The sequence below is a fragment of the Nocardiopsis sp. TNDT3 genome, assembly GCF_003427465.1.
GTDB lineage: Bacteria > Actinomycetota > Actinomycetes > Streptosporangiales > Streptosporangiaceae > Nocardiopsis > Nocardiopsis dassonvillei.
The window spans coordinates 1-10,738 of sequence record NZ_QPFC01000433.1; the positions used below are offsets into that span (position 1 = coordinate 1).

At 72.5% G+C, this 10,738-nt stretch carries 12 protein-coding genes; 4 read left to right on the plus strand and 8 right to left on the minus strand.

Annotated elements, in window-relative coordinates; all coding sequences use genetic code 11:
* From DQW06_RS11325 to DQW06_RS11335, 3 genes are all read right to left on the minus strand, one after another.
* Positions 1 to 477: conjugal transfer protein (locus DQW06_RS11325; RefSeq protein ID WP_198662424.1), on the minus strand; the 477-nt coding region annotated here is incomplete at its 3' end.
* Positions 478 to 495: 18 nt separating this feature from the next.
* Entirely contained in the window at positions 496 to 813 is a 318-nt protein-coding gene (locus DQW06_RS11330) for a hypothetical protein (RefSeq protein ID WP_013151193.1), read from the minus strand.
* Between the two features lie 72 nt (positions 814 to 885).
* Positions 886 to 1,836 carry a conjugal transfer protein gene (locus DQW06_RS11335; protein WP_013151192.1) on the minus strand — a complete coding sequence of 317 codons (951 nt, stop codon included), beginning with the start codon at positions 1,834 to 1,836 and terminating at the stop codon, positions 886 to 888.
* A 442-nt stretch (positions 1,837 to 2,278) separates the two neighbouring features.
* Between DQW06_RS11335 and DQW06_RS11340 the strand changes: the two genes are divergently transcribed.
* Positions 2,279 to 2,854 carry a 1-acyl-sn-glycerol-3-phosphate acyltransferase gene (locus DQW06_RS11340; RefSeq protein ID WP_013151191.1) on the plus strand — a complete coding sequence of 192 codons (576 nt, stop codon included), beginning with the start codon at positions 2,279 to 2,281 and terminating at the stop codon, positions 2,852 to 2,854.
* Positions 2,855 to 2,957: 103 nt separating this feature from the next.
* On the opposite strand, the gene ychF is transcribed toward DQW06_RS11340, so the two are convergent.
* Positions 2,958 to 4,043, minus strand: a complete 1,086-nt coding sequence (ychF, locus tag DQW06_RS11345) for a redox-regulated ATPase YchF (protein WP_013151190.1) — start codon at positions 4,041 to 4,043, stop codon at positions 2,958 to 2,960.
* A gap of 472 nt (positions 4,044 to 4,515) precedes the next feature.
* Between ychF and DQW06_RS11350 the strand changes: the two genes are divergently transcribed.
* Positions 4,516 to 5,496, plus strand: coding sequence for an FkbM family methyltransferase (locus tag DQW06_RS11350; RefSeq protein WP_013151189.1), 981 nt, complete (start codon positions 4,516 to 4,518; stop codon positions 5,494 to 5,496).
* Here DQW06_RS11350 and DQW06_RS11355 read toward each other — a convergent pair.
* Positions 5,493 to 6,191 (minus strand): alpha/beta fold hydrolase, encoded by a 699-nt coding sequence (locus tag DQW06_RS11355; RefSeq protein ID WP_013151188.1) that lies wholly within the window; start codon positions 6,189 to 6,191, stop codon positions 5,493 to 5,495. The two genes, DQW06_RS11350 and DQW06_RS11355, sit on opposite strands and share 4 nt — an antisense overlap.
* Before the next feature lie 304 nt (positions 6,192 to 6,495).
* Between DQW06_RS11355 and rmuC the strand changes: the two genes are divergently transcribed.
* Positions 6,496 to 7,920, plus strand: coding sequence for a DNA recombination protein RmuC (rmuC, locus tag DQW06_RS11360; protein ID WP_071621286.1), 1,425 nt, complete (start codon positions 6,496 to 6,498; stop codon positions 7,918 to 7,920).
* 35 nt (positions 7,921 to 7,955) lie between these two features.
* A complete protein-coding gene (locus DQW06_RS11365) occupies positions 7,956 to 8,495 on the plus strand; it encodes a DUF6542 domain-containing protein (protein WP_013151186.1) in 540 nt (179 codons plus the stop codon).
* A 43-nt stretch (positions 8,496 to 8,538) separates the two neighbouring features.
* Here DQW06_RS11365 and DQW06_RS11370 read toward each other — a convergent pair whose 3' ends face one another.
* From DQW06_RS11370 to DQW06_RS11380, 3 genes are all read right to left on the minus strand, one after another.
* The gene (locus tag DQW06_RS11370) at positions 8,539 to 8,805 is read right to left on the minus strand and encodes an exodeoxyribonuclease VII small subunit (protein WP_013151185.1); all 267 of its coding nucleotides are present in this window, start codon (positions 8,803 to 8,805) and stop codon (positions 8,539 to 8,541) included.
* 3 nt (positions 8,806 to 8,808) lie between these two features.
* A complete protein-coding gene (xseA, locus tag DQW06_RS11375) occupies positions 8,809 to 10,041 on the minus strand; it encodes an exodeoxyribonuclease VII large subunit (protein WP_013151184.1) in 1,233 nt (410 codons plus the stop codon).
* A gap of 118 nt (positions 10,042 to 10,159) precedes the next feature.
* Positions 10,160 to 10,672, minus strand: coding sequence for a DUF3060 domain-containing protein (locus tag DQW06_RS11380; RefSeq protein WP_117198412.1), 513 nt, complete (start codon positions 10,670 to 10,672; stop codon positions 10,160 to 10,162).
* Positions 10,673 to 10,738 lie beyond the last annotated feature (66 nt).

Sequence of the window (10,738 nt, forward strand, 5' to 3'; positions counted from 1 at the left end):
GCGGACAGCGGTCCCAACGGTCTCGGCGACCCCGTCCCCGGCCGTCTCCGCCTCGGGTTCGGCGCGGCGCCGCGACGCCGACGGGAGCGGACCGGACGCGGGGTCGCGGTGCCACACCCGCACGGTCACGCGGACCTCGGCGGGCTCGTACTCGGGGGCCAGGCGGTTGTACACCCGCGCTTCGGCCAGGAAGCGCGCCTGGGAGATGAGCAGCTCGGTGAGGCGCTTGCCCTCGATCACCGGCCGGGTGGCCAGCACGGTGATCACACCGGGCGGGACCACCCACAGCACCAGGTGCCAGCCGTTGCCGAACACGAAGGGCGCGTTGACGAGGCTGAGCAGGACCACCCAGAGCGCGAACACGCCCAGGGCGACCCCGAAGGTGCCCACCGGGAGCGGCATGGGCAGCCGGAAATCGTAGAGCTTGTAGAGCCGCTTCTCGATACGCCAGATGTTGGTGTACGTGGGCAGGTCCACGTTCCCGGCCTCCCTCGCCTATTCGGTCGATACGCCCATCGCTCGGGCGAGCGCCACGGCGATGACCTCGATGATGCCGGGGACGTAGAACACGATCCCGATGAAGATCGCCAGGATGATGAACTGCGCGAACCTCGTGATCTCCCTCGTGAACAGGAAGAACACCGCCACGATGGAGACGATGACGAGGAAGAGGGGTCCGAAGAAGCCCCTCAGGAAGTCGGCGAGGCCACCGGTGTCGGGGGCGTTCTCGGTGGTCTGCGCCGCGAGGAAGAGCAGGTCGGCACCTCCGGCGGCGTGGAACACGTCCGGTGTGGAGGACAGCAGGGGGAGCATGTCAGGCGCCGCCCCCCGGTGTCGTTTCTGGTGTGCGCATGGTCCTTCTCTTCTCCTTGCCTACAGGCCCCGTCAACCGCCGAACGAGCGCGGGGCTCCCTGGATGTCACGCACGTGCCACTCGCTGCCCGAGTCCACGACGGTGACCAGGTAGTTCTGCGTGATCTGCCCGGTGTCGGTCCCGTCGGAGGCCGGGACGTTCCACCGGACGGTGGCCGCTACCTGTCGTACGTCATCATTCCCGGTCGAGGCCCGCGTTGGCACCGTGATATCGGACAGTTCACCAAATTCCAGGCTGTTCTCCGGAAGCGGGGCGATGGTGACGCCCGGTTCCACATAGCGCTCCAGGTGCGCCGGTTCCCCCGCGTAGGCCTCGAAGAAGCCGGACAGCACCTCCCCGAGCTGCTCCTCGGCCTCCGGGTCGGTCTCGAAGGCCGACCCCTCGGGCAGGCCGGCCTGCGTCGGCGCGGCCAGCAGCGCCGGGTTGCCCGAGACCACCAGGGACTCCCCGTCGGCGTAGACCGGCACGTCCAGGCGCATGGGCTGGCCGTTGACGTCGGCCCGCACGACGACGAGGCCGTTGTGGTCGTCCTCCACGTGCACGGCGACCACCGTGAGGTTGTCGCCGGTGAGGCTGTCGGCGGGGACGTCCAGGGCGGCGGCCTCCCCCTCGGGGACGTACGCCGCCAGGTCGGACAGGCGCGCCTCGGGGTCGGCGGTGTCGAGGTAGGCCTCGGCGAACCGCATGCCGAAGGCCGCGGCGGCGGTCTCCGGATAGGTCACGGTGTCGCTCTGCTCGGGCTCCTCGGAGGTGTCGGGAAGGGCGAACCCGCCGCGCAGCGGGAACCAGATGCCGTTGAAGACGACCACGATGATGAAGGCCCACAGGACGGCGCGGCCCACACCGACCCACCAGCGCCCTCCGGCTCCGGCCCGGGGCCGTCGGGCGCGGGGGGCGTCGAGCCCCGCACCGCCGTCGTCCGGCTCACCCGCGGCGGCACCGCGCCGCGACGCCTTCGCCATCCCCGCCTCCTGCACACAGGTCCGTGCCGCCCACTCCGGACGGCGTCTCCGCCATGCCCTTGTCTACCCCATCCCTATAGTGAGGCATTGTGCGGGTTGGGAGCGTCCTTGGTGACTCCGCGTTTCCCCGCCAACCGCACATTGCGCACATGGGCTTAACTTCCCAAAACGGGCACAATACGGCAAGGGTTGCACTAACTCCTGCTGCGGCCACACACTTCGCCGCAATTATGGTCGGACCGGAAAGGGATTAGTTCCCTCGAAGGCAGCAAGATGTGTCCCCGCGGTCCGGGAAACCGTTGACGGGATGTAACCGGGATCTCCTCGCACCGGGCGAAGCGGCCGCCGCCTCCCGGCCGCGCTCCCCCCACGGTTTCGGGCCGATCCGGCCCCGAGCACGGATCCGCCGTGTGAGCCCGGGAGCGTGCCCTAGATTGGCGGCATGCTCCGATACCTCGCAGCCCGGGTGTTCTGGTCCCTCAGCCGGTGGAAGCTGACCACCGAACCCAAGCCCGAACGGCCCACCGTGCTGATCGGTGCCCCGCACACCTCCAACTGGGATTTCGTGCTCATGCTCGCCATCTCCTGGCGCCTGGGGCTGGAGCTGCACTGGCTGGGCAAACAGAGCCTGTTCACGGGCTGGCGCGGCCCGATCATGCGCGCGCTCGGTGGAATCCCCGTCGATCGCGCGAATCCCGGCCGGGTCGTCGACGACGTCGTCCGGCGTGTGCGGTCCGGCGAGACCTTCGGCCTGGTCATCACCCCCGACGGCACCCGCGGGGCGCACACGCACTGGAAGTCCGGCTTCTACCGCATCGCCCGCGAGACGGGGATGCCCGTGACGCTCGGTTTCGTCGACCGCACCACGATGACCACCGGGCTCGGACCGACCTTCGAACTGACCGGCGACGTCGCGGAGGACATGGGCCGCGTCCGCGCCTTCTACGCCGACAAGGCGGGGCACAGCCCGGAGCGGCGCGTCGAACCGCGCTTGCGCGAGGAGGGCGGCGCCGGCTGACCCCCGTCCGGGCCGGCCGGAGGGATCCCGGACCCGGGACACGCTGAGGGGCCGCGGGGACGCGCGCTCGGCGCGTTCCCACGGCCCCTCGTCGTCGGCTCGGTCAGACGTTGAAGCGGAACTCCACGACGTCTCCGTCGGCCATCACGTACTCCTTGCCCTCCATGCGGACCTTGCCCGCCGCGCGGGCGGTCTGCATGTCGCCCGCGGCGACCAGGTCGTCGAAGGAGACCACCTCGGCCTTGATGAAGCCGCGCTGGAAGTCGGTGTGGATGACTCCGGCGGCCTCGGGGGCGGTGGCGCCCTTGCGGATCGTCCAGGCGCGGGCCTCCTTGGGCCCGGCGGTCAGGTAGGTCTGCAGGCCCAGGGTGGCGAAGCCGACCCGGGCGAGCTGGGCCAGGCCCGACTCGGTCTGGCCCATGGACTCCAGCAGCTCCTGCGCCTCGTCCTCGTCCAGCTCGGCCAGTTCCGCCTCGATCTTGGCGTCCAGGAAGATCGCCTCGGCCGGGGCGACGAGGTCCTGGAGCTTGGTGCGCAGCGCCCCGTCGGCCAGCTCGTCGGTGTCGAGGTTGAACACGTAGATGAACGGCTTGACCGTGAGCAGGCTCAGCTCGCGCAGCCGGTCCAGGTCCACGCCCTCGGCCGCGGACAGCGAGGTGCCGCCGTCGAGGACCTGCTGCGCGTCGCGGGCGGCCTGGAGCAGCTCCTGGGCGTCCTTGTCCTTGGCGTTGCGCTTGGCGTCCTTCTCCAGGCGGGGAAGCGCCTTCTCCAGGGTCTGGAGGTCGGCCAGGATCAGCTCGGTGTTGATGGTCTCGATGTCGCGGGAGGGCTCGACGTCGCCGTCGACGTGCGTGACGTCGGGGTCGTCGAAGGCCCGGATCACCTGGCAGATGGCGTCGCTCTCGCGGATGTTGGCCAGGAACTTGTTGCCCAGGCCCTCACCCGTGGAGGCGCCGCGCACGATGCCCGCGATGTCGACGAAGTCCACCGTCGCCGGAATGACCTTCGCCGAGCCGAAGATCTCGGCCAGCTTGCCGAGCCGGGCGTCGGGAACGCCCACGACCCCGACGTTGGGCTCGATGGTCGCGAACGGGTAGTTCGCGGCCAGGGCGTCGTTCTTGGTCAGCGCGTTGAAGAGGGTGGACTTGCCGACGTTGGGCAGGCCGACGATCCCGATAGACAGACTCACAAGGTCAGAGTCTATGCGGACCCGCGGGTGGGCGGTCCCGCCGCGTCCGGGTCGCCGGTTCCCCGCCCGCGGCCGGAAACCTCACCATTGCCGAACCGCGCCGGTCAACGGGGCGGCCCCCGCAGCGGACGGCGGGGCAGAAGACGGGGCGCGGGTCCGCGTGCGGTGCCCGAGCGGGAAAACAGGGCCAATCACCGAAACGCAGTGCACAGGAGAAGCTACTCACAGTAGGTTCGACAAACGCTGCCGGGAACCGGGGCGGCGGCCGTCCGGTGCGCGGGCCACCCGTCGCACGCACGGCTCCGCCTCCCGGACCTGGACCGACACACCGCCGCTGACACGGCAGGCGCGCGGTACGGCGGCCGGTGGGAGGGACCGGCCCCGGACCGCGTCGGACGAAGGCGCCCGGGCACACGGCTGACGCCGTGCACCGGCGCCGCCGTCGCAGCACCTTTCCTGGGGGGAGACAACCGTGGTCACCGACCAACTGAGGGCGCTCGTGCGCCGCTACCCGCTCGTGCGCTTCGCGACCCGCAAGATCCGCGTCCGGCTGCCCAGACGGCTGGGCGGGCTGGACCCGGACCGGGTTCCGCCGTGGACCCGCGAGGTGGCCTTCTCCCTGCCCCGCCTGGACTCGGACACGCGCCGCGTCGGCCCGGACGGCCTCACCCTGCGGCTGCCCGGCGACCTCACCGTTCCTCGGCGGCTGGCCGCCTTCGGGCTGGCCCGGCACGAGCCCGACAGCCTGGCCTGCTTCATGGCGATGCTCGACCACACCCGCCCCGGAGCGGTGTTCGACGTGGGCTCCGGGGTGGGGGTGTACTCGCTGCTGGCCGCCGCGCGCACACGCCGCCCGGTGTTCGCGTTCGAGCCCACCCCGGAGGTGGCGGCGGCGGCCCGGGTGGTGTCCTCCTCGGCGGACCTGGGCTTCACCGTGGTGGAACTGGCGCTGAGCAACCACACCGGCACCGCGCACCTGCGGCGGGCCCGGCACAACGACATGTGCAACACGCTCGTGCACTCGGCGCGCGCCGACCTGTCGCACATCGCCGTGGAGGTGACCACCCTGGCGCGGTGGAACGAGGACGCGTCGGCCTTCCCGACCGTGCTCAAGATCGACACGGTCGGCACGGAGCCGGACGTGGTCGCCGGAGGTCTGGAGGTGCTGCGCCGGTACCGGCCGTGGATGCTGGTGAAGGTGCGGCCCGACCGGGGCGTGGAGGAGCGGCTCATGGCGCTGCTCGACCCGCTGGAGTACACCTGGTACCCGGTGAGCGGGCCGCCGCCCTACGAGCCGCGCCCGGAGATCTCGGGCCGGGCCTCCCCCGCCTGGGAGCGGATGTGGCTGTTCACGCCGGAGCCGGTGCCGGAGGAGTTCTGGCCCTCGGTGCGCGGCTGGCGCAGGGCGCTGGAGTCCTGCCGCCCCGGCTCCCGCGGGAACCCGGACCCCTAGAGCCAGCCCTCCAGCGCGGCGAGGAACCCGGGCAGGTCGTCGCGGTGGACGCAGTGCCCGGCGCCCTCCACGACCCGGACGGTGAAGCCGCGCCCGGTCAGCTCCTCCGCGGTCTGGGGCGTGACGGTGACGCTGTCGCCCGCGCGCAGGACGAGGGAGGGCACGACCGGTTCGCCGGGGAGGAAGTCGCGCCCGGCGATCTCCTCGGCGACGAAGTCGAAGAACTCCGGGTCGAAGGCGGCGAAGCCCCTGACCTCCCTCTCGACGTCGTCGTCGGTCCACCTGGGGTTGCTCTGGCGCACGCGCGTGGCGTCGGCGGTGACGAAGACGCGGCGCACGCGCTCGCCCGCGTCGGCGTGCATGGGGGGCAGGCGGAAGGCCGGGTCCACGTACACCGCGCGGGCCGGGCGCAGCCTCTCCACCGCGAGGGAGAGCGCCACCGCGCCCATGGAGTGGCCGATGGCCAGGTCCGCTCCGGCGGGCAGGGAGTCCGCCAGGTCGTCGCCGAGCGCCGCCACGGAGTAGGAGCCGCGCGGGCTGTCGCCGTGGCCGCGCATGTCGACGCTGACCACGCGGCGGCCGCGTTCGACCAGCGCGTCCTCGACGGCGTGCCAGGTCTCGTGGGTGGCCATGGATCCGTGGACGAGGAGCACGGTGAGGTCTCCGGTGCCGCGGGTGTAGGTCTCCAGTCTCATGGGAGCGGGCCTCCTGGGGAAGTGAGGGACTGCCAGGGTGCGGGAACCGGTGAGAGGTGGTCCGGCCCCGGACGGAGACCTCAGGTTCTCGAAAACTTTTGCACAAGGGAAGTGGATGTCCGGAAGCGGCCTCGCGCGCGCCCCCGCTCCCCTCTGGAACCGCGCACCTGCGGGGTCCGCGTTCCCGTGTCGGGCCCCGGCGGGTTCCGGGGCCGGCGGACATGCCGGACTTGGCGGGTCTGCTCACCGATGTCCTGCGTGGCGGAGAGCCGCGCGACGGCGCGGCCTGACACCATAGACGGCCATGGACGGCCTCGCACTCGTACTCATGCTCCTGATCGGTCTGGCGGTCGGTACCGCCGTGGGCTGGATCCTGGCCCGCGGCCGGGAGGCCGAGACGCGGGCCGACGCCCGCGCGGCCCAGGAGCGGGCGGCCTACGTGGAGGAACAGCTGGCCGACCGGTTCCGCGCCCTGTCCGCGCAGGCCCTGGACCAGACCAACCAGCGCTTCATGGAACTGGCGGAGGGGCGGCTGCGCGCGGTCAGCGCCGAGGCCGGGGGTGACCTGGACGAGCGGCGCCGCGCGGTGGAGCGCATGGTCGAGCCGCTCACGCGGACCCTGGACCGGGTGGAGCGCCAGCTGAGGGAGGCCGACGCGGGGCGCGCGGCGGCCCACGCGGAGCTGGCCAAGCAGGTCGAGTACGTGCGCGAGGGCTCGGAGCGGCTGCGCGACCAGACGCAGTCGCTGGTGACGGCGCTGCGACGGCCCGAGGCGCGCGGCCGGTGGGGCGAGCTCCAGCTGCGCAGGGTGGCGGAACTGGCGGGGATGGGCTCGCACTGCGACTTCGAGGAGCAGGCCGCCACGCGCGACGGGTCGCGGCGCCCGGACATGGTGGTGCGCCTGGCGGGCGGCAAGAACATCGTGGTGGACTCCAAGGTCCCGCTGGCGGCCTACCTGGACGCCGTGGAGGCGGGCGCGGAGGAGGCCGCGCGGCACCTGCGCGTGCACGCCAGGCACCTGCGCACGCACGTGGACCAGCTGGCGGCCAAGGCGTACTGGTCGGCGTTCACCCCGGCGCCGGAGTTCGTGGTGCTGTTCATCCCCGGGGAGGCGTTCCTGGCCCCGGCCCTGGAGTACGACCCGGAGCTGCTGGAGTACGCGATGGGGCGGCGGGTGCACATCGCGACGCCGACGACGCTGATCTCGCTGCTGCGGACGGCGCAGTACGCCTGGCAGCAGGAGGCGCTGAGCGAGAACGCGCGGGCCGTGTTCGACCTGGGCAAGCAGCTGCACGAGCGGCTGGGCACCCTCGGCGGGCACGTGGAGGGACTGGGCCGGGCCCTGACCCGGACGGTGAGCGCCTACAACCAGACCGTGGGGTCGCTGGAGAGCCGGGTGCTGGTGACGGCCCGCCGGTTCGGGGAGCTGGGGCTTGTGGACGGCGAGCTGGACCGGCCGGTGGGCGTGGAGGAGCGTCCGCGCGCGGTGGCGGCGCCCGAGCTGTCGGACCCGGGCGGCGCCGGATCGGCCGCGCGGGAGCGGAGTGGGCCGGACTCGGGCGGGCAGGGGAACGGAACGGACGTTGTTCGCGAAACCTCGGAACCGCAGTGGCCCAAGCCGGTGTCCAACGGGGAGGAAGGCGTGTTCGCCGCGGATGGGACAAGTAGCCGGAAGGGCGACACGATCCGTGGAAAAGACACCGAACATTCACGAGAAGTGACACACTAAACACCGTGAGCAACACACTGGGGAGGCGGACGGCTATGCCCCCGCGGAAGGCGGACGGCCCCGAACGCGGGCGCGCACCGTACTTCGTGCGGCCCGACGGCCGCGTCAGGGACGTGCCGCATGTCAGGAAGAGGGAGCGTCCGGTGCCCAGGCCGAAGGAGAACGTCCCCGGGGCCCCGCCCCGCCTGACCGGACGCGGCGGTGTGCTGGCCATCGTCGTGTTCAGCTTCGCCGGGGCCATGATCGCGCAGTGGGCGGGCACCCCCGCGGCCCCGGGCGTGGCCTTCACCCTCGCCTGCGTGCTCGGCGCGTTCCTGGTCCGGCCCAGCGACCTGCTGTCGCTGTCGGTCAGCCCGCCCATCGCGTTCTTCGTCGCCATGGTCGCCGCGGAGAGCGTGCTGGCCCTGGGCAGCGAGGGGTTCGCCCGGGTGCTGCTCCTGGGGCTGGCGTCACGGCTGGCCGAGGTCGCCCCCTGGCTGTTCCTGGGTACGGCGCTGGTCCTGGTGATCGGGGTGTTCCGGGGCCTGCCCGGCAACATCCGCGACCTGGGCGACCAGCTGAACGGCCGCAGGTAGCCGCGAGCCGCAGGACGCGGGCCGACAGGCGTGGCCCCGAGCCTCAGAAGGGCGTGTCGCCGTCCCCCGGTTCGTCCCCCCGCCGCTCGTCCATGGCGGCGGCCAGCTTGGCGCGGGCCCCCTCCAGCCACTGCTCGCACACGCGGGCCAGTTCCTCGCCGCGCTCCCACAGGGCCAGCGAGTCCTTCAGGCTGAGTCCGCCCGACTCCAGCTGCCGGACGACGTTGTTGAGCTCCTCCCGGCTCTCCTCGTAGCTGAGCTCGGGCTCGGCGGTGCCCTCTTCACGGGTCTTGGCGCCCTTGGCTGCCATCTCCTACCCCTCCTCGGAGGTGTCTTCGGTGTGGACTGACTCCACGGTCGCGGTCAGGCTGTCCTCGGCGAACCGTACGCGCAGGGACTCCCCCGCGTCCGGTTCACGGGCCGAGCGCACCACCGACCCGTCCTCGCGCTGCACGATCGCGTAACCGCGCGCGAGCGTGGTCGCCGGGGACAGGGCGTGCAGGCGCGCCCGGGTGTGGCCGAGGCCGTCGGCGGACCGGTCCAGCGACACGGTCAGGCTCCGGCGGGCCCGGTCGCGCAGGTCCGCGACCTGCTCGGCGAGCCGGTCGACCTCGCGCACCGGGCTGGCGAGCGCCGGACGCGAGCGCACGCCCTCCAGCCAGGCGAGTTCGCGCTCCACGCCGCCCCGCAGCACCCGGCGGCCCCGGTCGCGGAGCTGGCGGATGATCTCCAGCTGCTCGCCGACGTCGGGGATCGTCTTCTTGGCGGCGTCGGTGGGGGTGGAGGCGCGCACGTCGGCGACGTGGTCGAGCAGCGGGGCGTCCTGTTCGTGGCCGATCGCGCTCACCACGGGAGTGCCCGCGGAGGCGACGGCGCGCACGAGGGCCTCGTCGGAGAAGGGCAGCAGGTCCTCCAGGGAACCGCCGCCCCGGGCGATGACGATGACGTCGACGTCGGGGTGCGAGTCCAGGTCCTTGAGCGCCTCCGTCACCTCGCGCACGGCCCGGTCCCCCTGGACGGCGACCGGGCGCACCTCGAAGCGCACGGCGGGCCAGCGGCGGCGCCCGTTCTCCAGCACGTCGCGCTCGGCGGCGGAGTCGCGTCCGCAGATGAGCCCGACCGTATTGGGCAGGAAGGGCAGGGGGCGCTTGCGCGCGGCGTCGAAGAGCCCCTCGGCGGTCAGGGTGCGGCGCAGCTGTTCGAGCCGGGCCAGCAGCTCGCCCAGGCCGACGTGGCGGATCTCCAGGGCGCGCAGCGAGAAGGTGCCGCGGACCTCGTAGAAGTCGGGCTTGGCGTGCACGACCACGCGCGCACCGGGTTCGGGGGGCGGGCTCTGCGCGTCCAGGACCGAGGTCTGGCAGACCACGCGCACCGACACGTTGGCGACGGGGTCGCGCAGTGTGATGTAGGCCATGCGGCCGCGCCGGTTCAGCTCGGCGATCTGGCCCTCGACCCAGATGCGGCCCAGGCGGCCGATCCACTGGCCGACGGCGTTGAGGACGACGCGTACCGGTTGCGGCGCCTCGGCGGAACTGTCCATGCCCATGCCAACCGAGCCTAGGCCAGGGCGGGGACAGTTCGGGGCAGGCCCGCCAGGCGCGGAGGCCGGGCGACCGGGCCCGGTACGGCGGGGCCGGGTGGACGCCGGACGCGGAGGGACGCGGTCAGGCGGTCGCTTCGCCGCCCGCGGAGACGGTGTTGTTGAGGCCGATGTCGGTGACGGAGGGCTCGCCCTCGGCGTGGTGGACGGTGTTGTCGGCGCCGGTCACGCGGATGGAGTCGGCGCTGCCGATGTGCACCGTCAGCTCGTTGCCCAGGATGGAGACCTCGCCGCACTGGCCGTTGAGGACGACCTCGGCCCCGCTGGCGGTCACGTTGACGTTCTGGCCGTCGCACTCCTCGGTGACTCTGCCCTCGACCGTGGCGATGGTGAGGTCGCCGGTCTCGCTGTCCACGGAGATGCCGCCGCCCTCGTCGAGGGTGACGTCGCCGTCCTGGTTGCCGACCGAGACGTCGCCGTTGGAGTCCACGGAGACCTCTCCGTCCTCACTGCCGACGGACACGCCGTCGGGGTCCACGGAGACCTCCTGGTCGGTCCCGGGGATACCGACCGAGCATCCGGTCAGCCAGAACGCGGTGGCCGCCAGGAGCGCGGCGGCGGGGGCAGCGGAACGCATGTTGGTGTCCCTTCGGACGGGAAGCGCCGGTGTGGTCACTCCCTATGACGTTCCGTACCGCCCCGC